We start from the raw sequence: 22,780 nt of genomic DNA, 5'->3' as shown, positions 1-22,780 counted from the left end.
TAATCCAGCTACGCTCTGAGGGAAACCTTACCAGCTGCAAACTGCGACTGATTGATTAATTGTCGAACATTTAAACGACTGAAACGCTTCAGCTAGAATAAGCCAAACGAGGAATAAAAGGAATGTTTGTCCAGCGCAATAAACCAGCTATATGACTCACATCACATTTTTGCTGGAATAATTTACAACCGTATTACATGGTTCAGGAATAGCAGATACAAAAAAGCCGGGTGACGAGGTAAAAGCAAAAACGGTAACCCTTGGGTTACCGTTTTTGGTGCTTGCCCCCTCTCCTGTGGGAGAGGGTTGGGGTGAGGGCATTAGCCCGCACCGTACCAGCGATTACAGCAGCGCTTTCGCTTTAGCGACCACATTGTCGACGGTGAAGCCGAACTCTTCGAACAGCTGCTCAGCCGGCGCAGACTCACCGAAGGTGGTCATGCCAACGATAGCGCCGTTCAGGCCAACATATTTGAACCAGTAGTCAGCGATACCCGCTTCCACAGCAACGCGCGCGGTCACGGCTTTCGGCAGTACGGATTCACGATAAGCCGCATCCTGCTTGTCGAACGCGTCGGTGGACGGCATGGAGACCACGCGCGCCTTCACGCCTTCGGCGGTCAGTTTGTCCCACGCGGCAACCGCCAGCTCAACTTCCGAACCGGTGGCGATGAAGATCAGCTCCGGCTGGCCGGCGCAATCTTTCAGCACGTAACCGCCGCGGGCCACGTTCGCCAGCTGCTCTGCGGTACGCTCCTGCTGCGCCAGGTTCTGACGGGACAGGATCAGCGCGGTCGGGCCGTCCTGACGCTCAACGCCATATTTCCACGCAATCGCGGATTCCACCTGGTCACACGGACGCCAGGTGGACATGTTCGGGGTCACGCGCAGGGAAGCCACCTGCTCTACCGGCTGGTGAGTCGGGCCATCTTCGCCCAGACCGATGGAGTCATGGGTGTAGACCATCACCTGACGCTGCTTCATCAGCGCCGCCATACGTACCGCGTTACGCGCATATTCCACGAACATCAGGAAGGTGGAGGTGTACGGCAGGAAACCGCCGTGCAGCGCGATACCGTTGGCGATAGCGGTCATACCGAACTCACGCACGCCGTAGTGAATGTAGTTACCGGCAGTATCTTCGTTGATCGGCTTAGAACCAGACCACAGGGTCAGGTTGGACGGCGCCAGGTCAGCGGAGCCACCGAGGAATTCCGGCAGCAGCGGACCGAACGCTTCGATGGCGTTCTGAGAGGCTTTACGGCTGGCGATTTTCGCCGGGTTGGCCTGCAGCTTCGCGATGAACTCGTTGGCTTTCGCGTCGAAGTCAGACGGCATCTCGCCTTTCATACGACGGGTGAATTCGGCGGCTTCCTGCGGGAAAGCTTTGGCGTAGGCAGCGAACTTCTCATTCCAGGCCGCTTCTTTCGCCTGGCCAGCTTCTTTGGCATCCCACTGCGCATAGATGTCAGACGGGATGTCAAACGGCGCGTGTTTCCAGCCCAGCGCTTCGCGGGTCAGGGCGATTTCGGCGTCGCCCAGCGGCGCGCCGTGGGAGTCGTGGGTACCGGCTTTGTTCGGCGAACCGAAACCGATGATGGTTTTGCACATCAGCAGGGACGGTTTGTCGGTAACCGCGCGCGCTTCTTCTACCGCGCGTTTGATGGCGTCAGCGTCGTGACCGTCAACGCCGCGCACCACGTGCCAGCCGTAGGCTTCAAAGCGTTTGGCGGTATCGTCGGTGAACCAGCCTTCAACGTGGCCGTCGATGGAGATGCCGTTGTCATCATAGAAGGCCACCAGTTTGCCCAGCTTCAGGGTACCGGCCAGGGAGCACACTTCGTGAGAAATGCCTTCCATCATGCAGCCATCGCCCATGAAAGCGTAGGTGTAGTGGTCGACGATGTCGTGCCCCGGACGGTTGAACTGCGCCGCCAGAGTTTTCTCGGCGATAGCCATCCCGACCGCGTTAGCGATACCCTGGCCCAGCGGACCGGTAGTGGTTTCCACGCCCGCGGTGTAGCCGACTTCCGGGTGGCCCGGCGTTTTAGAGTGCAGCTGGCGGAAGTTTTTCAGCTCTTCAATCGGCAGATCGTAGCCAGTGAGGTGCAGCAGGCTGTAAATCAGCATCGAACCATGGCCATTGGACAGTACAAAACGGTCACGGTCAGCCCAGGCCGGATTGTTCGGGTTATGGTTCAGGAAATCACGCCACAGCACTTCGGCAATGTCAGCCATACCCATCGGGGCACCCGGGTGGCCGGATTTGGCTTTCTGTACAGCGTCCATGCTCAGCGCACGAATAGCGTTAGCAAGCTCTTTACGTGAGGACATTTTGACTCCAGTTCGGACTGTTGAAGGCCATGCCCTTAACGACTTGACGAGAGCGCGTTTTGGGCTACGCCGGAAAAAAGTGTGAACAATGTAACCCAAGCGACAAGTCATGTACATGGAGCATCCTTTTGCCCTTTAAGAAATCTCTGGAACAGGTTGTGCTACGCCGGAATCCGCTCGCCCGTATCCTGCGATACTCTTTATAATTTACGCAGAATACGGTTCCCTGCCGTCGCCGTATTGTCGGATAAACAACCATAAGATTGTGGAAGATAAAAAATGAAAATTCGCTCAACCGTACTTGCTCTTGGGATCGCAGCAACGCTCACCGGATGTCAGAACATGGACTCCAACGGTCTGCTCAGCTCAGGGGCCGAAGCCTTCCAGGCATACTCCCTCAGCGACGCGCAGGTGAAAACCTTAAGCGACCAGGCCTGTAAAGAGATGGACGCCAAAGCGAAAATCGCCCCGGCCAGCAGTGAATACAGCCAGCGGCTGAACAAAATCGCGGCTGCGCTGGGCGATAACATCAATGGTCAGCCCGTGAACTACAAGGTCTATGAGACCAAGGATGTCAACGCCTTCGCCATGGCCAACGGCTGCATCCGCGTCTACAGCGGGCTGATGGATCTGATGAACGATAATGAAGTCGAGGCGGTGATCGGCCACGAAATGGGCCACGTCGCGCTGGGCCACGTGAAGAAAGGGATGCAGGTTGCCCTGGGCACCAACGCCGTGCGCGCGGCGGCGGCCTCCGCCGGCGGCATCGTCGGCAGCCTGTCCCAGTCGCAGCTCGGCGATCTGGGTGAAAAACTGGTGAACTCGCAGTTCTCCCAGCGCCAGGAATCAGAAGCGGACGACTACTCTTACGACCTGCTGCGTAAGCGCGGCATCAATCCGTCGGGACTGGCCACCAGCTTCGAAAAACTGGCCAAGCTGGAAGCCGGCCGTCAGAGCTCCATGTTTGACGATCACCCGGCATCGGAAGCCCGCGCGCAGCATATTCGCGATCGCATGAAGGCCGACGGGATTAAATAACCGCCAGCGGGAGGCATGTCTGCCTCCCTTTTTTATCTACCAGTAAAAATATTTAGCCGCATCAATTGATAACTTAAGCGCACAAACCGTTAATTATGATTGCACCTCGTCGCAGCCAATTATTTTATATGCTGTTACTCAGCAATATATTATTTGGCAAATGAAAAACGGCGTACGCAATCCGCCTTTCAGAACCGGGTTCGACCAAATATTAAATAGTCCACCCCTCTTCGCCAAACGCAGCCAGCGCGCGCCACACCGCTTGTTTCCTGCCGATACCATTGCTCACACAATGATTGCTTTCGACATTATTTCAGGAGAATATCGCGATTGCAGTGATTCCCTTGAATATATCGACAGACAGAGAAGTGCCCTCAGTGAAAAAAGAATTACCATTCATCGCACTTGGCATTATTGCCGCCGCACCGGCTTTCGCCAGCCAACAATCGACCAGCCAGGGCTTTATTGACGACAGTCATCTGGATCTCTTTTTACGTAACGCTTATATCAAACGCGATTATCGCGATGGGCTGCCGGATAAAGCCGAATGGGGCCAGGGAATTATCGCCACCTTCGCATCCGGCTTTACCCAGGGGCCGGTCGGCTTCGGCGTTGACGGCATTGCGCAGTACGCCGTGCGCCTCGACGGCGGCCGCGGCCGTAGCGGCGCGGGCGGCATCGACTTTTTCGCCCAGGATGACGACGGCCGGGCAAAATCCGACCTCGCGAAATTCGGCGCCACCGGCAAAATGCGCTTTTCGAATACCGTGCTCAGCTACGGCAGCCAGCGCCCAATGCTGCCCATCGTCTACGCCGACGACTCGCGCCTGCTCTACGAGAGCTATACCGGCACCATGCTGACCTCACGCGAAATCGACGGTCTGGACATTAACGCCGGCTACCTGACCGATCAGCAGCGTAAAAGTGACGACAGCCACAACAGCGGTCTGAAAAGCCTCACCTTCGGCGGGGCAAGCTACCGGTTCAACGACCAGCTCAGCGGCGCGCTGTACGCGTCGCATGTCGAGGACGTGCTGAACAAACAGTATCTTGGCCTCAACTTTAAGCAGCCGTTCGCCGCCAGCCAGCAGCTGATTCTCGATTTCAACGGCTATCACTCACGTCTGGATCAAGAATATGCCGATGCCAATGACACCGGACGCAGTAACAACATCTGGAGTCTGGCCGCCAGCTATATCTGGGATATTCATACCTTTAAAGTCGCTTACCAGCAAAGCAGCGGCAGCACCGGCTACCACTATGGCGGCTACCAGAACCAGGGCGGCGTCGGCGATGGCGGGAACACCATCTGGCTGGCCAACTCCTACTGGTCTGATTTTAACGGGGAAGATGAACGTTCCTGGCAGGCATCGTACGGACTGGATTTTGCCGGGCTGGGGCTACCGGGGCTGACCTGGACCACCGCCTACGTGCGCGGGGATAACATTAAAACGTCAGAGACCAGCAACGGCAAAGAACACGAATGGTTCAATCAGGTTCAATACCAGGTGCAAAACGGGGCGGCGAAAGATTTGAAATTCAGACTCCGGTATTCGGTACTGCGGGTTTCCAGCAACGCCAGCGACTATAACGTCAGCGGCAATGAAGTGCGGTTCTACGTCGAATATCCGTTTAACGTGTTTTAAGCACGTCATGAACCCTCTCCTGCGGGTCGGCCCTCTCCCGGCGCGCAGGAGCAACCGTCCGGCGCCTTGATTAACCCCCTGTGCCGTACGGTACCCTCTCCCCGGAAGGGAGAGGGTTGGGGTCACTGGGTTATCATTAATACAGCGTCTTCTGCGGCGGACCGGCAAAGCGCAGCGCGCCAATCTGGCCCATCTTCACTTCCACCACCGATGGCCCCGGCATCGCCAGCGCCTCGGTCATCACCGCCTGAAAATCCTCAGCCCGATCCACGCTCCACGCCTGCAGACCCATCGCCTGCGCCAGCAGGGTAAAGTCCGGCGTGTGCAGCTCGTTGTAATACTGGCGACCGCCAAAGTACTTATCCTGAATACCGCGCATCACGCCGTAGCCGCCGTCGTTCATAATCAACAGCGTCACGTTGGCCTTCTCCTGCGCCAGGGTCGCCAGTTCGCCAAGGTTGAGGCTCAGGCCACCGTCGCCGACCAGGCCGACCACTTTCCGTTGCGGATTGGCAATCGCGGTGCCCACCGCCATCGGCAGCCCCATACCGATGGCTCCGGCCAGAGAATGGATATTCATCAGCGGACCGTGAGCGCGGAACAGACGGCTGCCCCACAGGCTGCCGGAAACGGTAATATCGCGCACCAGAATGCCGTCATCGGGCAGCGCCTGCGCAATCGCGTCATTCAATTTAGCGTAAGCGCCGCACTGGTCGCGCAGCCCCTGCTCCGCCGCCTCTACCGCCTCTTTAAGTTGGCTATCCCAATGCGCATCGCCCCACATCCGGCCCTGTACCCGCTTCGCCAGCGCGTCTAATAAAGCGCGGCAGTCCGCCACCAGCGTGTTGTCCATCAGGTAGTTACGGCTGGCCGCCGCCGGGTCGATATCAATCTGCACCCTCGGCGTGGGCAGCGCCAGCGTCCACGAGCGCGTTTCGTTGCTGCGCAGCCGGGAACCGGCCACAAGTGTGAAATCACATTGTGAAATCAGCGCTTCAACCGAGGGAGAATTATGAAACGCGCGCAGGCTGGCGCGATGGCTGTCTGCCAGAATGCCGCGGCCGTGGGTGCTGGAGATCACCGTCACCCCGGCATCCGCCAGCGTCTTCACTGCCTCGCCGCTCTCTAACGCGCCGCCGCCAAGCCACAGCAAGGGCCGCTTCGCCTGCTTAAGCTGCGCCCACAGCGCATCGACCATCGCCGGTTCCGGCTCAACCGCCGGAGCGCGTTTCAGCGGCGCGGTCAGCAGTGAAAGCGGTATTTTGGCGCTCTGAATGTCGATTGGGATCTCCACCGAGACCGGGCCGCACGGCGGCGTCTGCGCCTCCTGAATCGCCTTATGCAGGATAGCCACCGCCTGGTTGGCGTTGCTAATGCGGTAAGCGCGCTTCGAACTGGCTTTCAGAAAGGTCAACTGATCGCGGGTTTCGTGAATAAAACCGGTGTCGGCGTCCAGCCAGGCTTTTTCGACCTGTCCGGTCAGGTGCAGCAGCGGCGTACCGGCGTTCATCGCCTCAACCAGCGCGCCGACCGCATTACCCGCCCCCGCGCCGGTACTGGTCAGCGCCACGCCGAGCCCTGAAAAACGGCCGTGGGCGTCAGCCATGGTCACCGAGCCCGCTTCACCTCGCGCCGGAACAAAGCGGATTTTTTCCCGCTGGCCGACGGCATCGGCGATCGGCAGGTTATGGATAGAAATGACGCCATAAATGGCTTCAACGTGATACTGCTCCAGCGTTCTGGCGATGGCATCGCCGACGGTTATCATTTCGCTCATTGCTCACCCTTTCTCAGTCGCACCAGTGGTTGACGCTATTACCCGTCGCCAGATAAATGCTCTTTTGCTGCATCCAGGCCTTCAGCCCCTGGATCCCTTTTTCGCGGCCCAGACCGCTCTCTTTAAAGCCCCCAAACGGGGTCGAAATGGAGAAAACTTTGTAGGTGTTGATCCACACCGTACCGGCTTCCAGCTGCTCGCTCAGACGCAGCGCGCGGCCGGTATCGCGCGTCCAGATCCCCGCCGCCAGCCCAAAGACCGAATCATTGGCCTCACGGATTAACGCCGCTTCATCGCGAAAACGCATCGCCACCAGTACCGGCCCGAAGATCTCTTCCTGGCAAACGCGGGCCTGATTGTTCAGCCCTTCAATGATGGTCGGCAGGAAATAGCTGCCTGCCGCCAGTGCCGGATCCGCCGGGATCTCGCCGCCGCATAGCACCCTGCCGCCTTCGCGTTTCGCCAGCTCGACGTACTCCTGCACGCTCTGGCGGTGTTTATCGTTGATCAGCGGCCCGACGTGGGTGCCAGCGTTGAACGGGTGACCAACCCGCAGCCCTTGGGTTAACTCCAGCAGGCGGGCCATTAATTGCGGGTACACTCTGTCATGAACAAACAGCCGCGAGCCGGCAATACAGGCCTGGCCGCCGGAGCTGAAAATGCCGTAGCAGATGCCCCGCGCCGCCTGTTCGATATCGGCATCTTCCAGCACGATGGTCGGTGATTTGCCGCCCAGCTCCAGCGACGCCGGGATCAGTTTTTCCGCCGCCACATGCGCCAGGTGACGTCCGGTGGTGGTGCCGCCGGTAAAGGAAATTTTGCGCACCTTAGGATGGCGGGCCAGCGCATCGCCGATAATCGATCCTTTACCCGGCAGCACGCTCAGCAGTCCGGCGGGTAAACCGGCCTGCTCAAAGATCTTCGCCAGCTCCAGCGCCATCAGCGGCGTGGCTTCCGCCGGTTTGAGGATCACCGCATTTCCGGCGGCGATCGCCGGGGCCACCTTCTGCATTTCGCTGGCGATCGGCGAGTTCCACGGGGTGATCGCCGCCACCACGCCCAGCGGCTCATAGCGGCTCAGGGTCAATAGATCCGCCTGCCGCGGCGTCGGCAGCTCGCCCTCCAGCAGTTCACAGGCGGCGGCAAAATAGCGCACCGTCCCCGCCGCGCTCATCACCAGTCCCCGCGCCTCCGCCAGCGGCTTACCGTTATCGCGGCTCTGCTTTTGGCTTAACTCATCAAGTTGCACCTCTATCAGTTCCGCGACCTTATGCAGGATCTTCGCCCGCTGATGCGGCAGCATCGCCCGCCACGTTGGCTCCCGCCAGGCGCGGTCGGCACAGTCGATCGCCTCCTGCAGATCATCGAGGCTTGCCGCATGCAGCGCCGCGTTAATAGCGCCATCCGCCGGAAACTGGCTGTGCATCAAATTGCCGCCGCCGCGACGCCACTGGCCGCCGATAAAAATGTCTAATTCGTCCATCTCAGCCTCTCTGCGTTATGCCAGTTCACGGCAGGCGCGTACCGCGCTCAGTGCCGCGAGGGTCGATGTTTTCGGATTGCTGGCGAGCGGCAGGCCGCTCAGCTCCAGGTGAAACTCGCCGAACAATCCTTCGGCGTGTAGCGTATGGGTGTTGCGTTGCGTAGCCGGATCGACCATCAGCTGTACCCGGGTCGCGTCAAGGCCGATACCGCCCAGCGCGATGGTTGCCGCCACGTTGGCATTCGCAGGGAATAACCGCGCCGCCTCGCGGGCGCTGCCCTCAAAGAAAATCTGCGCTTCATTGACCGCGCTGAGGTCGATAAGCTGTTCAGCATAGCTACCGCGCCAACTGGCCGGGCTTTTACGCGACCGATAGGTCACTCGTTCAAGCCCCCCCTCTTTCGCCGCCGCCAGGCCATCTATTCCGGCCACCGCGCCAGCCAGCAGCGTCAGCTTGCCACCCGCCTGGCGTAAACGCTGTTCCAGTTCGCTGTCCGCCAACGCACCGGTCGAGATCACCGCCAGATGCCAGCCGCGCGCCAGCACCGCTTCGCCGTACTGCGCGACCGCCTGCTGACTGGCGCATTCCAGCACCAGATCCGGCGTCCCACCGCATTGCAGCGGATCGGTAAGCGGCGTCACCGTTTGACCAAACTGCAGGCAGATCGCTGCGTGATGCGATTCGCGCGCCACGATCCACTCCACCCTCACCTGCGGCGGCAGGCGTTCAATCACCGCCTGGGCCATCGCGCCATAGCCAATTAACATGACCTTTTTCATCATCTTTCCTTACAGATGGCGACAGAAACCGCCGGAAACGTCCAGCGCCGCGCCGGTGGTAAAGGAGGCCAGCGGCGAAGCGAGGAATAGCAGCGCTTGCGCTGGCTCCTGCGGCTTACCGAGACGCGCCATCGGGATCCCCCGCTTACGGGCGATATCGGCGGTCCACTGCTGCCAACTCTGGCTCTTATCGCTTCGGCTCTCAAAACGGCGCTGCCACTGCCCGGACTCCACCATCCCCAGCAGAATGGAATTCACTCGAATGCCTTTATCCACCAGCTCTTTCGACAGAGTCAGCGTCATATTGAGCAGCGCGGCGCGGGCGGCAGAGGTGGCGATCATGTGCTCTTCCGGCTGTAACGCCAGCAGCGAGTTCACACAGGTAATCGAGGCGATATCCGACGCCTCAAGCAGCGACTGAAAGGCCTTTACCGGGTTAATCACGCCGAACAGTTTCAGTTCGGCTTCGTGCAGCCAGGCCTCGCGTGGCGTATCGGCGAAGTGGGCGACATAGCCCTGACCGGCGTTATTAATCAGCATATCGACGCCGCCGAAACGCGCGGCGACCGCGGCGGCGAACGCCTCAACTTCCGCTTCGTTCAGTACGTCACAGCGCCAGGAGAACACCTCGCCTTCTGGATATTCGTTTTGCAGTGCTGCATAGGCGCTGGCCAGACGATCCGGGTTGCGGCCGCAAAAGGCGACCTTCGCCCCTTCGCCTAGCAACAGGCGCAGCGTTTCAAAGCCGATTCCTGACGAACCGCCGGTGACTACCGCGACGCGTCCTTCAATTTGTGCATTCATCGCGCACCTCTTCCCCTATGCGTAAAAGCTGTTGATTAAAAAAGATTTCGTTATCGAGATAGCAGGCATGCCCAGCCTGCGGGATAGCGATGTAAGGAGCGCCGTAACGCAGCGCCACTCCCTGCACTAACTCCGGTTGGGTAATGGCATCCTGCTCGCCACACCACACGGAGAGACGACCGCGATAGTCGGCGAGCCAACGGTGAATGTCGTCATGAGCCAGCATCCAGGCCGCGGCGAGATAACCGTCGCGGCGTAGCCTGCGCATCCCCGCCGCCACCGTCGCCACATCAGCTTCGCGCGCGCCAGGGCGCAGAAGTTTTGCCGCTCGCCCCTGGGCCATCGCCTCGCCGCCTTGCGCTATCTGCTGCTGACGCCCTAGCCAGACGTTTTCCCGCTGTGCGACCTCCGCCTGACCGTAGCCCTGCGCGACGTCGGCCAGCACCAGATAAAGCACCCGCTGCGGATATTTCGCGGCGAAGGCAGCCGCCACCAACGCGCCCAGCGAATGGCCGACCAGTACGGTTTGTTCTACCCCGGCACGGTCCAGCATCAGCGCCAGCGCGTCAGCGTAATCGCCAGCATCCGCCGGCGCCGCCGCAAGCATCGGGCTTTCGCCATAACCGGGCATATCCCAGGCCAGGACGCGGTAGCCGGGCAGCGCCATCTGTTTATGCCAGGAGGCTGCGCCGGAACTGATGCCGTGCAGCAGCGTCAGCGGTACCCCGCATCCTTGTTCACGAAAACCCGTCATCATCGCTCCTTAGTTACGCTTCACTTTTGACAGCGGATGATCTTCCGGATAAGTCGGAACATGCGGTTTCGGCGTGCCCAGCATCACGCACATCAGCGCCTCCTCTTCGCCGTGGTTAAACAAACCGCGGTAAATTCCAGGCGGCACCGAGATCAGATCGCGTTCGCGCAGTACCGTTTCGGTATAGTTGTCGCCATCCTGAATCATCAGGGTGATCTGCCCTTTGAGCATGAAGAACACCTCTTCTACGTCATCATGCAGATGCAGCGGGCCTTCACATTTGGACGGCAACACCATGGTGGAAAAGGTGAAGTGCTCCGCCGGAACGGTGTTGGTATCGCTGGCGACGCCGGTGGCGCCGGTGCCGATGTAGCGCATCTGCGCGCGGCGATATTTGGGGTCGAAATCGGCCTGGAATTTCAGCGCATTCCAGTCGTATTTACGGCCTTCGAAGCGCGCGATACGCGACTCCACCCACTCTTCCATCGTCAAATGGTCAGGTTTCAAACTCTGTTTTGCAGTTACGGTTGAATCAGTCATCGTTTTATCCTCAGTAACGTCTCAGCAGCGGCAGTAACAGGGCGCAGCCCACCGCCGCCATCACTGCCAGAAAAATCAGGCCGGAATCCATGCTATGGGTGAAGGCGATAAGCGCGCCCATCACCGCCGGCGATAGCGCCCCGGCAAAGTTTCCCAGCCCGTTGAAAATCCCCCCCGCCGTGGCGCTGACCCGTGGATGGGTCGCTTTAGCCAGTAGGGCGAAAATGTTCGGCGCGCCGGTGCCCCACATAAAGGTGCTAAAGCTCATCGCCGCGATTACCGGCAGCGGCGTGGTGAAATGCATCACTGCCGCCAGGCCAATACCCGCGCCTGCCAGGGAAATAAAGCAGGCGGCGGCGCGCCTATCGACGCGGTCGGACAGCCAGGCGCCGATAATTTCGCCTAGCAACATGGCGATAAACGGCATCGACGACAGCCAGCCGGCGTGTTCCAGATGAATGCCTTTACCTTTAATCAGGTAGCCCGGCAGCCAGCCGTTGATCCCCCACAGATAGGCGAGAAAGGCGATGTTGAAGATGCAGATCATCCAAAAATGCGGACTCACAAAGAGCTCGCGACGCGCGCTGCGGCGCGCTTCCTGCGAGGTTTTATCGCTGCTCGCTCTCGCCTCCAGTTGCACGCCGCGCAGCCCGATGCGCACAAAAATCAGCACCGGTACCGTCAGCATCGCCATCACGAAAAATGTGCTCTGCCAGCCGAAAGTATTAAGTAGCCAAATTGACAGCGGGAATCCCAACGCTGCGCCAACCGGCGTGCCGAGCAGCCACAGCATGGTGGCGCGGGCCTGTAGCCGCTGCGGGAAGGTGTGGCGCACCACGGCAAACGCCAGCGGGAACAGCGGCCCTTCGGCGATGCCCAACAGGACGCGTAGCATCACCATCAGCGCGTAGTTGTGGGTGAAACCCATGATCACCATCAGGATGCACCACACCACCATCATTCCAGTCAGCAGACGCAGCGGCGCAATCCGGTCGCCAAGGCCGCTTAATAACACTGACGAGAAGCCGTAACTCAGCAAAAAGGCGCTCATCAGAATGCCCAGCCGGGTGGTGTCGAAATCGATGCCCATCGCCTGCTGGAAGTGACTATCGGAAAACAGCGCGGCGATACTGATTTTGTCGAAAAAAGCCAGCAGCACGCAGGCCAGCAGGGACAGCGGAATGGCCCAACGAACTGCTTTTTCAGGCGTGCGGACGCCCTCGCCGCTCGCCTCTGCAGGCGCGGCGTTGGTCTCTAATGTGGTCATTTCTCCCCCTTAAGGGTTCGCGTTACTTATCGCAATGACATCAGCGAGAAAGTCGGGTCAGCGAGCGGGACGTTAGAGAGATCCCTTCCCGCCGCCATCCAGCGCTTCGCCAGCTTCACGATACGTGCATTATTGAAGGCCACCAGCTGAGTTAAGCGTCCATCGGCATTCAGGGAGAAGTAGATCGCGCCCTGCGGCTCGTCACGCACAATGGTGCGGCTGCCCGCCTGCGGGATCCCGAGGATCTGGATATTGCGATCGTATTGATCCGACCACAGCCAGGGCGCCTCGTCGTAGCCGCTGGCCTGCGGATCGAGCATCGCTTTCGCCGTTGCGATGGCCTGATTTTGCGCAAAGGCCCACGACTGAATGCACAGGCCGTACTGATGGTGCTGAGCGACATCGCCAGCGGCGAAAATCGCCGGATCGTTACTGCGCCCCTGGGCATTAACGACAATCCCGCGATCGACAGTGAGCCCGGCATCGCGCGCCAGTTCGAGATTCAGATCGACGCCGATCCCCACCACTACCGCATCGAAGGTTTCCCGCTGGCCGTCGCAGTGCAGAGTCGGCAGGCCGTTATCCTCTTCCAGCTCCAGCGCGCCGCAGCCGCCGCGAATCTCAACGCCCTGCTGGCGATGTAGTTGCGCCAGCGCCTGCGAGACCTCCATACTGACCGAGCGCATGCACAGCGCCGGCTGCTGCTCGTAAAGGGTTACGGCCACGTCGCTTTTGCGCGCCGAGGCGGCGATTTCGAGGCCAATCCAGCCGCCGCCGACGATCGCCAGCCGCGTTGCCGATGCCAGCCGCTGCTTCAGACGCTGCGCGTCCTGCCAGTGGCGCAGGGTATAAACCTGCGGATGCTGCGCCCAGCCCTCGGACGGCAGTCGCGCCCGGCCGCCGGTAGCGATCAGCAGTTGGTCATATGCCAGCGTTTCGCCGTTGCTCAGCGCCACGGTTTTATTTTGCCGATCGATCGAATCCGCACGCAGCGGGCGATACCAGCGTAGGTTCAGCGCCTGCTGCGCCTCGGCGCTAAATAACCGCGGCAGCGCCGGTTCGGCCTCCAGCAACGCCGCCTTCGACAACGGCGGGCGCTCGTAAAAATCCCATTGCTCTTCGGCAACCACGCAAATCTCGCCGCTAAACCCTTCATCACGCAGCGTTTTCGCCGCCCAGCCGCCAGCCTGGCCGCCGCCGATAATGGCAATCCGCGCCGTCATACCGCCTCCGGTTTTTTCTGCTGGCGACGGGTATCGTGATCGATACCGCCTTCCACTGCCCATTCGGTAAAGGACACGAGTGAATGCTCCAGCTCGCGCGGCTGCCAGTTTTCCGTCAGATAATCATCGTTGGTGTAGTACTCAAAAGCGCCGCCGGTCGGGCTGTTGACATACCAGAAGTAGGCCGAGGAGACCGGATGGCGGCCAGGGCCGATAAAAGTACTCCACGCGTTTTTATTCATCGCAATGCCGCCGCCGATCACTTCATGAATATCCCGTACGGTAAACGCGACGTGGTTTAGCCCGCGTTTTCGGTTGGGCAACTGCAATAAGAAGAGGTTATGGTGTCCACCGCGCACGCCGCAGCGCAGGAACACCGCGCGATTGATGTAGCGGTCTGACACCTGAAAGCCGAGTACTTCGCGATAGAAACTTTCCACCGCCGCCAGTTCTTCCACGAAGAACACCACGTGGCCGACATTAATGGGCTGCGCGCGGTCGTACACCGGGCTCGGAGTGTCGATGCGACGCACATCGCCCCACTGGTTAATCGGCTCGACGTTCAGTTCCACCGCTGTTTGCTGGCTAACCTGCACCCGCAGCGTCATACCGTTAGGGTCACGACACTCCAGCGCGCCATCGATTTCACGGAAACCGGGCTGACGTTCCAGCTTCGGGCGCAGCGCATCCAGCGTCGCCCGATCCGCAACGCCCCAGGTCATGCGACGCAGGGTGTTGCCCGCCTCAAAAGCTGGCGGTAAGTCAGCGGCATCGGTTGGGTTAAGTTCGACCCGCGCGCCGCTAAGGGTGGCAAACGCGCGGCCGCTGGCGTCGGCGGTCAGGCCAAAATCGCGCATAAATTTGGCACAGTGGTTCAGGTCGTCTACGCCAAATTCCAGCTTTTCAATTCCGGTAATACTCATTATTCGTCGCCTCTTTACCGTTCAGTCGCCCGAATTTGGGCGTAAGACATGCCCGACGCAATCAAGCGCCTGCTGTTAAGTTGTTGATTTAACTTGCCTGTGACAAATATCCGAGGAAGCCGGAAATTTTGTCCGCCGCCATACTGACGTCGTTCTGCAACCGCTCGCGATCGCTTTGCGGGATCTCGTCCGACGGCACCAGAATGCTGACGACCGCCGCCACCCGGCCGCTGCGGTCAAAGACCGGATAGACAATCGATGAGATGCCGTGGCGGTAGAACGATTCGCCAATCACGTAGCCGCGAGCTTTATCCTGCTGCACCATCTGCCACAGCGCTTCGCGGTCATGCAACTGGCCCGGCGTATTGCCCGGCAGCCGTTCATCCGGGAACAATTGTTCAAACTCGCTGCGGGAAACATCGGTCAGCAGCATGCGACCAAGCGAGGTGCAGTGCACCGGTAGCCGCGTTCCGACGCTGACCTGGTTGATGCGCGAACCGGCGGCGCTGACGCGGGCGATGTAGATAATGTCGCGGCCGTCGCGGATCGCCAGATGGCTGCTGCACTGGCTGATATCGCGCAGTTGCTCGATGACCGGCTGACCCACCTGAGCGACATCCAGGGAGGCGATATATTCAAAGCCCAGACGCAGTACGTTCATGCCCAGCGAAAAGGTATTGGTGCGGGCGTTACGCTCGAGAAAGCCCATATATTCCAGCGTCTGCACCACGCGATAGGCGGTCGCTTTCGGCATATCCACCAGCCGATGCAGCTCGGCAAAGGTCAGATCGCGATGCTGTTCGCCAAACGCCAGCAGCAGTTGTAAACCACGCTCCAGACCCGGTACCAGGTACTTCACTTCCTGATCGTTCGCCATACCGCCTCACTTGTTAGTTAAAGACAAAACCGCCGTTGACCGGGATCAGCTGGCCAGTGATAAAGCGCGAAAGATCGCTCAGCAGCCAGACCACGCTACCGGTGACATCTTCCGGCTGCTGCGCGCCGCTGAGCGCGCGGCCGTTCTCATACAGCTGATGACGCTCGGCGGGAACGTATTCCGTGGCCTCAACGCGGGTCAGTCCCGGCGCGATGGCGTTGATACGGATCCGCTTTTCACCCAACTCGCGGGCCATGGAGCGGGTCATCGCAATCACCGCGCCCTTACTGGCGACATAGGCCATCAGCCGCGGCGCGCCCCACAGCGCGGTATCCGAAGCGACGTTGACGATCGCCGACCCTCCGCGCAACAGCGGTACCGCCTCGCGGGTCACCAGCCAGGTGCCTTTGACATTGACCGTCATCACCCGATCCCACAGGTCCGGATCGTAATCGATCATATTTTTACCGCCGACGCCGGTGGCCATCGCCGCGTTATTGACTAAGCCATCGACAGGCCCCTGCGCGCCGATGGCGCTGAAGACCTGCTCGATCGATGCTTGACTGGCAAGATCGATGGCGTGGGATTCGATCTGATAGCCCTTCTGCTGCAGGCGATGAGCGCTTTCCGCCAGCTCCCCCTGCAGGATGTCGCACATCACCACCGTCGCGCCCTGCGCGGCGCAGGCTTCGGCAAAGTGGTAGCCCAGGCCGCGCGCCGCGCCGGTGACGACAATACGTTTACCGTTTAGCAGGCCGTTCATCAGGCGGCACCCTGCTGCGCTTCGCGGAGCGCTAACTGCTCTTTCGCCGCTTTCTGCATCATGCGGCGCAGGCGGGACAAACCGACGTCATGTTGATAAAGGTATTCATGATCGCGGGCGTTCGGCGCCAGGCTCTCCAGCACCACGCGATCCTGCTCCAGTACTTCCCAGTGCAGTTTTTCCAGACGGTTGCGGTACATAAAGCGCCACAGATCGCGCTGCCAACCTTGAACGCCGCGGATGCGCCAGAAGAAGACGCGGCAGTTGTCGTTATCTTCCGGAACCACCATGCCGACGATCCAGAAGTGGCCGCCCGGCCCGAAACGCTTTTTGTACGGAATAGACAGGCGCATCCAGTAGGCGCCGCTGTTGCCCAGTTCAACCCAGTCAAAGTTGACGCCGCTCTGCCCTTTTTTCTCGAAGATAAAGCCGGTTTTCGTCGGCTGCAGCACCATATCGGCTTTGCGATCGCCTTCCGCCATCGAGTGCGATGACGAGTGCAGATAGGTACCGTGCATCGGGTCCATCACGTTTTCCAGCGCGTACTGGTAGTTGCATTTCCACGCCGCGGTGCACAGGAAGTGACTGTATTTTTTGTGGTCGGCCAGCTCCTCCGGGAAGCTCAGTTCATCAGGCTGCTGGTCGGCGGTGACGCCGAACCACAGGAAGATTGCCCCGTGCGCTTCCTGCACGTTGTAGCTGCGCACGCACTGCTGGCCGACCAGCGGGCAGCGGTCAACCGCCGGGACGTCTTTGACTTCGCCGTTGCCGGCGACTTCCACGCCGTGATACCAGCAGGCGATACGATCGCCTAAGTTCCAGCCCATCGACAGGCGCGCGCCGCGATGCGGGCAGCGGTCTTCCAGGGCCTGCACCTGGCCATCTTTATTCCGCCAGACTACGATCTGCTCGCCGAGACGGGTAATGCCTACCGGCGCAGACTGCACTTCCCAGCTCGCCAGCACCGGATACCACAAACCGCGCAACCCTTTATCAAGATAGTTTTGTACCGTTGTCGTCATCGCTGTATCCTCAGTAACCGTTGACCTGTAAGAATGCCTGGAAACTGCTTTCGCTCCATGGTTCGCCCTGCTGGTCATGCATCCTGACGCCATTGAGGCCGTTCACCAGCTCACCGAGGCTTTCCGCGCCCTGCTCGAACAGCGTTTCCAGAGTGGCGATAAGCTGCAGTTCCCAGTTTTCCGGCACCCGGCTGCGGGTTTGCCAGATCAGATTGTGATAGTCGCCAGGCTTATGGATATTGCCGTTTCCGCCTTCCGCCGGTGGCGTAAACTGGCGGCTTTCCGGTAGCGCCGGGTTGAAGTCCAGGGATTCGCTCATGCCACGTTCTCCTCGATAAAGGTAATCTGGATCTGATTGTCGTATACCCGCACCGGGTAACGATTAAGGTTGCGACCGCCGGGGCCATGCAGGCACTGGCCGGTTTTGACGTCGAATACCGCCTCATGCAGCGGGCATTCCACCTTGCCATCTTCGACAAAGCCCTGGCTCAGGAGCGCATAGGCATGAGGGCAAACGTCTTCCAGCGCGTAATATTCGCCATCAATCAGATAAATACCGATCTCCTTACCGTCGATATTGACGCTATATGGAAAATCTTCTTGTACTTGCTCCGCGTCACATACGCCTATCCAGCTCATCGCAATCCTCCAGGCCGTTGTTTCATATATGAAACTGTGTTTCTTATTTAATACGACCAATATAAAAGCGGCGAATGTTTCGTCAAGCGTTAATGTGACGAACTTGTTAATGAATGGCTTTTAAATTAGCTAAGTGTGCAATTGATCACGAAAAACTGCATTCAGATGAAATGATGATATTTAAAGCGGTGATCCATTATAAATAAAAATTCCGATTTAAATTTCACATACGACTATTGACTTCTTTTCAAATCGATCATTAAAAATGGGCAGCAGCGGAAACCATGGTGTTTCACCCATGAAACAAACCTTTATTTAATCATTTAAAAACAATGAGTTTCACAGGTGAACCATTTTACTCACGTAACTATTTCTGGCGTTAAAAAATAATAACTGGCAATCATTAAATTAAGCGTGGAGACAACGAATGGCGGCAAGATGGCAAGGGGTAATAGCATTACTTTTGTTAATAATTATTTCCTACGTCGATCGGGTAAATATCTCGGTGATGATCCTTAACCCGGAATTCGCTGCCCATTTCCAGTTAAATGAAAACAGAATGTTACAAGGCATGCTAATGACATGCTTTCTTCTGGGTTATGGGTTTTCGGCATTATTATTAACACCAGTTATAGAAAGTAGATGGCATTATCGTCAGGGGCTGTTAATCAGCATTGTTATATGGGCGCTGGTGTGCGCCATTTCCCCATTACTCGGTTCACTGGTGGGAATGTTGATCGCGCGCATCGTGCTTGGCGTGGCGGAGGGACCGCTGTTTTCACTGAAAACACGCTTTATCAACGACAACTTTGCCGCCGATGAAATCGGCAAACCGAATGCGGTAACCGCCCTTGGCGTATCGTTGGGGCTAGCGGTAGGCTTCCCACTGGTCACCTGGCTGATGGCGCACGTTGGCTGGATCGGCTCCTTCTATGCGCTGGCGCTGATGAATCTCCTGCTCGGCGGCGGGTTAATCTGGCGGTTTCTCCCCGCGCCACAAGTAACCTCACAGCGCGCGAAGTCTGGCTTTAGCCAAACTTTTGCCCTCGCCTGGCGTACGCCGCTGCTTGGCTGGATCCTGCTGATAGAAATTGCCACCCTCAGCTATCTGTGGGGGAGTAGCGCCTGGCTGCCAGCCTGGCTGCGCGATGAGCATCATTTCTCGCTACAGGCCACCGGCCTGCTGGCGGCTGTCCCCTTTCTGTTAAGCCTGGGCTCAAAGTTCCTTGGCGGCGTGCTCCTCGACAAAATGCGCCCGGAGCAGGCGCCGCTGTTGTTTATTATTGGCGGTCTACTCACCGCCGGTTCCGTGCTGGCGCTAATCCTCAGCGAACAGCCGGCGATGCTGGCGCTGTTTATGCTGGCGGCGAACGTGTTCTGGGGATTACAGGGGGCAGCGATCCCCGCGGTGGTTCAGCATCACGCCCCGCGCGAAGCGGTAGGCAGCGCCTATGGCATCATTAACGGCATTGGCAACATCTGCGCGGCGTTTATTCCGCTGCTGATGGGAGTGGTAATGAAATCAGTGGGATCGGTCAGTTCAGGTTTTTCCGTACTGGTGGCATCGCAGCTGATTACGCTGTGCGCCGGCGGCGCACTGCTGCTGCGTATGCGTCGCGCAGCAGCAGTAAACGCGTCTATACCCTAAATAAGTTGCAGGACAAAACGGCTAGCCGTTTTGAACAGCGCTTGCGCTGGCCCTGTAAGGACGAGGCCCAGGGATGGGCCGAGTTATTGCCCACGCCTATGCAACTTGAAATATGACGGGAACAGATTTATTCGCCCTTCTTCGCCGCCTGGATGTACAGCATCTCCAGCGCCAGAGTCGCCGCCGCCAGGGCGGTGATTTCGGACTGATCGTAGGCCGGGGCGACTTCCACCACGTCCATCCCGACGATGTTCAGATCCTTCAGGCCGCGCACCAGCTTGATCGCGCGGTCGGAAGTCAGCCCGCCGATCACCGGGGTACCGGTTCCTGGCGCAAACGCCGGATCCAGGCAGTCGATATCAAAGGTCAGGTACACCGGCATATCGCCAACGATCTGCTTCACCTGGGCAATCACGTCATCGACACTGCGGTCGTTAACCTGGCCCGCATCAAGCACGGTGAAACCGTTATCTTTATCGAATTCGGTGCGAATACCGATCTGTACGGAGTGGTTGGGATCGATAAGCCCTTCGTTCGGCGCGGTGTAGAACATGGTGCCGTGGTCGAACTCGCAGCCGTTGGCGTAGGTATCGGTGTGGGCATCGAAGTGCACCAGCGCCATTTTACCGAAGTGTTTGGCGTGGGCGCGCAGCAGCGGCAGCGTAACAAAGTGGTCGCCGCCAAAGGAGAGCATGCGCTTGCCGGCCGCCAGCAGCTTCTCGGCGTGGGCCTGCAGCTTCTCGCTCATTTCGCGCGCGTCGCCGAAGGCGTACACCAGATCCCCGCAGTCAACCACGTTCAGGCGTTCACGCATGTCGAAGTTCCACGGAAAACGATTGTGCTCCCAGGCGAGATTGGTGGACACCTGACGGATCGCCGCCGGGCCATGACGGCCGCCCGCGCGCCCGGAGGTCGCCATATCGAACGGTACGCCGGTGATGACCCAGTCAGCATCGCTGTCGTAAGGCATGAAATTCATTGGTAAACGCAGGAAGCCAAAGGCATTGGATACCAGGGAGTTATCGTATTGATGACCTAAAGTGCTCATGGATATGACCTCTTTTCACAGTCGTGGAACGTAAAAAATAAGTATAAAAAAACCCCTCCGCGTCGTTAGGCCCGACGAGGAAGGGTTTGATAGATAAATCGCTTATTGGCGTGAATTATCGCCGGTAATGCATACGGGTTCAAGTGAGTATCGCCGTCTGCCGGATGACGGCTTCGCCTTATGCGGCCGACATACGCAGGCCCGGTCAGCGCAGCGCCACCGGGCATCAGCGGCTACTCGTCTTCCAGATAAGTGTACCCGTACAGACCCGCCTCGAACTCTTCGAGGAATTGCTGCTGCAGCGCGTCGTCCAGGCCGGTGTTTTTCACCTGATCGCGGAACTGGGTCAGCAGCGTGTTTGGATCCAGCTGCACGTACTGCAGCATATCCGCCACGGTATCGCCCTCGTCGGACAGCTCAACCTCAACGCTGCCGTCAGGGAAGACAAACACGTCCACCGCCTCGGTATCGCCGAACAGGTTGTGCATGTTGCCAAGGATTTCCTGATAGGCACCAACCATAAAGAAGCCCAGCATCGGCGGGTTCTCCGGGTCATATTCCGGCATCGGCATGGTGGTGGCGATCCCGTCGCCGTCCACGTAGTGATCGATGGCGCCGTCAGAGTCGCAAGTGATGTCCAGCAGCACCGCGCGGCGTTCCGGCGACTTGTTCAGCCCTTCCAGCGGCATCACCGGGAAAAGCTGATCGATCCCCCACGCATCCGGCATCGACTGGAACAGCGAGAAGTTGACGTAGATTTTATCCGCCATGCGCTCCTGCAGCTCATCGATAATCGGACGATGAGCGCGGTTGCTCGGGTCGAGTTGCTTCTGCACTTCATGACACATGTTCAGATACAGCTGTTCTGCCCAGGCGCGCTCCTGCAGGTTGAAAGTGCCGGAGGAGTAGCCGATATGGATATCGTGCAGGTCCATCTGGCTGTCGTGCAGCCATTCGCGCAGCGAGCGGCGATTGCCGGTTTCGTGCATCTCCAGCCAGGTTTCCCACATGCTCTGCAGCGGACGCGCGGCGTCTTCCGCCGGCGGGGTCGCCTCGGTGTATTCGTTGCGCTCCACGCCGATGATATTGGAAACCAGCACGGTGTGGTGCGCGGTCACCGCGCGGCCGGACTCGGTGATTACCGTCGGGTGCGGCAGGCCGTTCTCTTCGCAGGCGTCGCCGATGGCCCAGATAATATTGTTAGCGTATTCGTTCAGGCCGTAGTTCACCGAGCAGTCGGACTGCGAGCGGGTTCCTTCGTAATCCACACCCAGGCCACCGCCAACGTCGAAGCACTGGATATTAACGCCCAGCTTATGCAACTCGACGTAGAAACGCGCCGATTCACGCACGCCGGTGGCGATATCGCGAATGTTGGCCATCTGCGAGCCGAGATGGAAGTGCAGCAGTTGCAGGCTGTCGAGGTGTCCTGCGGCACGCAGGATCTCCACCAGCTGCAGAACCTGGGTCGCCGCGAGACCGAACTTAGACTTCTCACCGCCGGAGGACTGCCATTTACCGGACCCCTGCGAGGCCAGACGCGCACGCACGCCAAGGCGCGGCACCACGTTCAGGCGCTCGGCTTCTTCCAGCACGATGGCAATTTCCGACATCTTCTCGATGACCAGATAGACCTTGTGGCCCATCTTCTCGCCCACCAGCGCCAGACGGATGTATTCGCGGTCTTTATAACCGTTACAGACGATGACGCTGCGGGTCATCCCGGCGTGCGCCAGCACGGCCATCAGTTCCGCTTTCGAACCGGCTTCCAGACCCAGCGGCTCGCCGGAATGGATCAGCGATTCGATGACGCGACGATGCTGGTTCACCTTGATCGGGTAGACCAGGAAGTAATCGCCGTTATAGCCGTAGGATTCGCGCGCGCGCTTGAACGCGGCGTTGATTGAACGCAGGCGGTGCTGCAGGATCTGCGGGAAGCAGAACAGCGCCGGCAAGCGCTGCCCTTGCGCTTCGCGCGCTTTGACTAATTCAGCGAGATCAACGCGCGCTTCCGGGACGTCCGGATCCGGGCAAACGCTGATGTGGCCCAGTTCGTTGACGTCATAATAGTTATTGCCCCACCAGGCAATATTATAAGTACGCAGCATCTTGCTGGCTTCCTGGGAGCTCATCGCTACCTCCTGCATGGAACGTAGTACACCGTGTTCGCCTGCTGACGAAGGCGAAACCATAGACATGTCGTCAGACATAGCG

At 59.0% G+C, this 22,780-nt stretch carries 20 protein-coding genes; 3 read left to right on the top strand and 17 right to left on the bottom strand.

The features are described 5' to 3' along the window. Positions 1-342: 342 nt before the first annotated feature. Positions 343-2,334, bottom strand: coding sequence for a transketolase (gene tkt, locus ACLH1I_RS17755; RefSeq protein ID WP_017899782.1), 1,992 nt, complete (start codon positions 2,332-2,334; stop codon positions 343-345). 279 nt (positions 2,335-2,613) lie between these two features. On the opposite strand from tkt, the gene ACLH1I_RS17750 reads away from it, so the two are divergent. Both ACLH1I_RS17750 and ACLH1I_RS17745 read left to right on the top strand, forming a co-directional pair. Then, complete coding sequence (locus tag ACLH1I_RS17750; protein WP_017899781.1) at positions 2,614-3,372, top strand: M48 family metallopeptidase; 759 nt, start codon at positions 2,614-2,616, stop codon at positions 3,370-3,372. Positions 3,373-3,749: 377 nt separating this feature from the next. Next, complete coding sequence (locus tag ACLH1I_RS17745; RefSeq protein WP_004205146.1) at positions 3,750-5,018, top strand: OprD family outer membrane porin; 1,269 nt, start codon at positions 3,750-3,752, stop codon at positions 5,016-5,018. Between the two features lie 136 nt (positions 5,019-5,154). Here ACLH1I_RS17745 and ACLH1I_RS17740 read toward each other — a convergent pair whose 3' ends face one another. The 14 genes from ACLH1I_RS17740 to ACLH1I_RS17675 all read right to left on the bottom strand — a co-directional run bounded on the left by ACLH1I_RS17740 (position 5,155) and on the right by ACLH1I_RS17675 (position 17,870). Beyond that, on the bottom strand, positions 5,155-6,795 hold the full coding sequence (locus ACLH1I_RS17740; protein ID WP_060656467.1) for a thiamine pyrophosphate-binding protein: 1,641 nt from the start codon (positions 6,793-6,795) through the stop codon (positions 5,155-5,157). 13 nt (positions 6,796-6,808) lie between these two features. Further along, positions 6,809-8,278 carry an aldehyde dehydrogenase gene (locus ACLH1I_RS17735; RefSeq protein WP_151629003.1) on the bottom strand — a complete coding sequence of 490 codons (1,470 nt, stop codon included), beginning with the start codon at positions 8,276-8,278 and terminating at the stop codon, positions 6,809-6,811. A gap of 15 nt (positions 8,279-8,293) precedes the next feature. Then, entirely contained in the window at positions 8,294-9,058 is a 765-nt protein-coding gene (locus ACLH1I_RS17730) for an aspartate dehydrogenase (protein WP_017899778.1), read from the bottom strand. A gap of 9 nt (positions 9,059-9,067) precedes the next feature. After that, positions 9,068-9,862: an SDR family oxidoreductase gene (locus ACLH1I_RS17725; protein WP_017899777.1), complete on the bottom strand. Its 795-nt coding sequence runs from the start codon at positions 9,860-9,862 to the stop codon at positions 9,068-9,070. Further along, positions 9,846-10,616, bottom strand: coding sequence for an alpha/beta fold hydrolase (locus ACLH1I_RS17720; RefSeq protein ID WP_064150872.1), 771 nt, complete (start codon positions 10,614-10,616; stop codon positions 9,846-9,848). The genes ACLH1I_RS17725 and ACLH1I_RS17720 overlap by 17 nt, the downstream gene beginning before the upstream one ends. Positions 10,617-10,625: 9 nt before the next feature. Then, the gene (locus ACLH1I_RS17715) at positions 10,626-11,156 is read right to left on the bottom strand and encodes a cupin domain-containing protein (RefSeq protein WP_025999198.1); all 531 of its coding nucleotides are present in this window, start codon (positions 11,154-11,156) and stop codon (positions 10,626-10,628) included. Between the two features lie 10 nt (positions 11,157-11,166). Beyond that, the gene (locus ACLH1I_RS17710) at positions 11,167-12,423 is read right to left on the bottom strand and encodes an MFS transporter (RefSeq protein WP_004205154.1); all 1,257 of its coding nucleotides are present in this window, start codon (positions 12,421-12,423) and stop codon (positions 11,167-11,169) included. Between the two features lie 26 nt (positions 12,424-12,449). Beyond that, positions 12,450-13,646, bottom strand: a complete 1,197-nt coding sequence (locus tag ACLH1I_RS17705; RefSeq protein ID WP_198079819.1) for an NAD(P)/FAD-dependent oxidoreductase — start codon at positions 13,644-13,646, stop codon at positions 12,450-12,452. Next, on the bottom strand, positions 13,643-14,569 hold the full coding sequence (locus ACLH1I_RS17700; RefSeq protein WP_064178210.1) for a VOC family protein: 927 nt from the start codon (positions 14,567-14,569) through the stop codon (positions 13,643-13,645). Before ACLH1I_RS17700 ends, ACLH1I_RS17705 begins: the two co-directional genes overlap by 4 nt. An 88-nt stretch (positions 14,570-14,657) precedes the next feature. After that, positions 14,658-15,446 carry an IclR family transcriptional regulator gene (locus ACLH1I_RS17695; protein WP_004205158.1) on the bottom strand — a complete coding sequence of 263 codons (789 nt, stop codon included), beginning with the start codon at positions 15,444-15,446 and terminating at the stop codon, positions 14,658-14,660. A 13-nt stretch (positions 15,447-15,459) separates the two neighbouring features. Next, positions 15,460-16,209, bottom strand: a complete 750-nt coding sequence (locus ACLH1I_RS17690; RefSeq protein ID WP_049116098.1) for an SDR family oxidoreductase — start codon at positions 16,207-16,209, stop codon at positions 15,460-15,462. Beyond that, the gene (locus tag ACLH1I_RS17685; RefSeq protein WP_004205160.1) at positions 16,209-17,231 is read right to left on the bottom strand and encodes an aromatic ring-hydroxylating oxygenase subunit alpha; all 1,023 of its coding nucleotides are present in this window, start codon (positions 17,229-17,231) and stop codon (positions 16,209-16,211) included. The genes ACLH1I_RS17690 and ACLH1I_RS17685 overlap by 1 nt, the downstream gene beginning before the upstream one ends. A 10-nt stretch (positions 17,232-17,241) precedes the next feature. Next, positions 17,242-17,550, bottom strand: coding sequence for a recombinase-like helix-turn-helix domain-containing protein (locus ACLH1I_RS17680; RefSeq protein WP_004144765.1), 309 nt, complete (start codon positions 17,548-17,550; stop codon positions 17,242-17,244). Continuing rightward, entirely contained in the window at positions 17,547-17,870 is a 324-nt protein-coding gene (locus ACLH1I_RS17675) for a Rieske (2Fe-2S) protein (RefSeq protein WP_135683206.1), read from the bottom strand. Before ACLH1I_RS17675 ends, ACLH1I_RS17680 begins: the two co-directional genes overlap by 4 nt. Before the next feature lie 427 nt (positions 17,871-18,297). Between ACLH1I_RS17675 and ACLH1I_RS17670 the strand changes: the two genes are divergently transcribed. Then, positions 18,298-19,518 carry an MFS transporter gene (locus tag ACLH1I_RS17670; protein ID WP_032456613.1) on the top strand — a complete coding sequence of 407 codons (1,221 nt, stop codon included), beginning with the start codon at positions 18,298-18,300 and terminating at the stop codon, positions 19,516-19,518. Between the two features lie 127 nt (positions 19,519-19,645). Here ACLH1I_RS17670 and speB read toward each other — a convergent pair whose 3' ends face one another. Together speB and speA are read right to left on the bottom strand one after the other, a co-directional pair. Further along, positions 19,646-20,566, bottom strand: a complete 921-nt coding sequence (speB, locus tag ACLH1I_RS17665; protein ID WP_004205166.1) for an agmatinase — start codon at positions 20,564-20,566, stop codon at positions 19,646-19,648. A gap of 233 nt (positions 20,567-20,799) precedes the next feature. Next, on the bottom strand, positions 20,800-22,776 hold the full coding sequence (gene speA, locus ACLH1I_RS17660; RefSeq protein WP_004205167.1) for a biosynthetic arginine decarboxylase: 1,977 nt from the start codon (positions 22,774-22,776) through the stop codon (positions 20,800-20,802). Between the last annotated feature and the right edge of the window lie 4 nt (positions 22,777-22,780).

The sequence above is a fragment of the Klebsiella sp. 1SOBk10mer genome (assembly GCF_046602535.1).
In the GTDB taxonomy this organism is placed as follows: domain Bacteria; phylum Pseudomonadota; class Gammaproteobacteria; order Enterobacterales; family Enterobacteriaceae; genus Klebsiella; species Klebsiella quasipneumoniae.
This window is presented reverse-complemented; position numbering and strand designations above follow the sequence as displayed.

Excerpts from the sequence above, each read along its gene's own strand:
- ACLH1I_RS17705 (WP_198079819.1), bottom strand. The coding sequence starts at position 13,646 with ATGACGGCGCGGATTGCCATTATCGGCGGCGGCCAGGCTGGCGGCTGG.
- ACLH1I_RS17725 (WP_017899777.1), bottom strand. The coding sequence starts at position 9,862 with ATGAATGCACAAATTGAAGGACGCGTCGCGGTAGTCACCGGCGGTTCG.
- tkt (WP_017899782.1), bottom strand. The coding sequence starts at position 2,334 with ATGTCCTCACGTAAAGAGCTTGCTAACGCTATTCGTGCGCTGAGCATG.
- ACLH1I_RS17695 (WP_004205158.1), bottom strand. The coding sequence starts at position 15,446 with ATGGCGAACGATCAGGAAGTGAAGTACCTGGTACCGGGTCTGGAGCGT.
- speA (WP_004205167.1), bottom strand. The coding sequence starts at position 22,776 with ATGTCTGACGACATGTCTATGGTTTCGCCTTCGTCAGCAGGCGAACAC.
- ACLH1I_RS17720 (WP_064150872.1), bottom strand. The coding sequence starts at position 10,616 with ATGACGGGTTTTCGTGAACAAGGATGCGGGGTACCGCTGACGCTGCTG.
- ACLH1I_RS17715 (WP_025999198.1), bottom strand. The coding sequence starts at position 11,156 with ATGACTGATTCAACCGTAACTGCAAAACAGAGTTTGAAACCTGACCAT.
- speB (WP_004205166.1), bottom strand. The coding sequence starts at position 20,566 with ATGAGCACTTTAGGTCATCAATACGATAACTCCCTGGTATCCAATGCC.
- ACLH1I_RS17735 (WP_151629003.1), bottom strand. The coding sequence starts at position 8,278 with ATGGACGAATTAGACATTTTTATCGGCGGCCAGTGGCGTCGCGGCGGC.
- ACLH1I_RS17685 (WP_004205160.1), bottom strand. The coding sequence starts at position 17,231 with ATGACGACAACGGTACAAAACTATCTTGATAAAGGGTTGCGCGGTTTG.
- ACLH1I_RS17740 (WP_060656467.1), bottom strand. The coding sequence starts at position 6,795 with ATGAGCGAAATGATAACCGTCGGCGATGCCATCGCCAGAACGCTGGAG.
- ACLH1I_RS17750 (WP_017899781.1), top strand. The coding sequence starts at position 2,614 with ATGAAAATTCGCTCAACCGTACTTGCTCTTGGGATCGCAGCAACGCTC.
- ACLH1I_RS17730 (WP_017899778.1), bottom strand. The coding sequence starts at position 9,058 with ATGAAAAAGGTCATGTTAATTGGCTATGGCGCGATGGCCCAGGCGGTG.
- ACLH1I_RS17700 (WP_064178210.1), bottom strand. The coding sequence starts at position 14,569 with ATGAGTATTACCGGAATTGAAAAGCTGGAATTTGGCGTAGACGACCTG.
- ACLH1I_RS17675 (WP_135683206.1), bottom strand. The coding sequence starts at position 17,870 with ATGAGCTGGATAGGCGTATGTGACGCGGAGCAAGTACAAGAAGATTTT.
- ACLH1I_RS17710 (WP_004205154.1), bottom strand. The coding sequence starts at position 12,423 with ATGACCACATTAGAGACCAACGCCGCGCCTGCAGAGGCGAGCGGCGAG.
- ACLH1I_RS17690 (WP_049116098.1), bottom strand. The coding sequence starts at position 16,209 with ATGAACGGCCTGCTAAACGGTAAACGTATTGTCGTCACCGGCGCGGCG.
- ACLH1I_RS17680 (WP_004144765.1), bottom strand. The coding sequence starts at position 17,550 with ATGAGCGAATCCCTGGACTTCAACCCGGCGCTACCGGAAAGCCGCCAG.
- ACLH1I_RS17670 (WP_032456613.1), top strand. The coding sequence starts at position 18,298 with ATGGCGGCAAGATGGCAAGGGGTAATAGCATTACTTTTGTTAATAATT.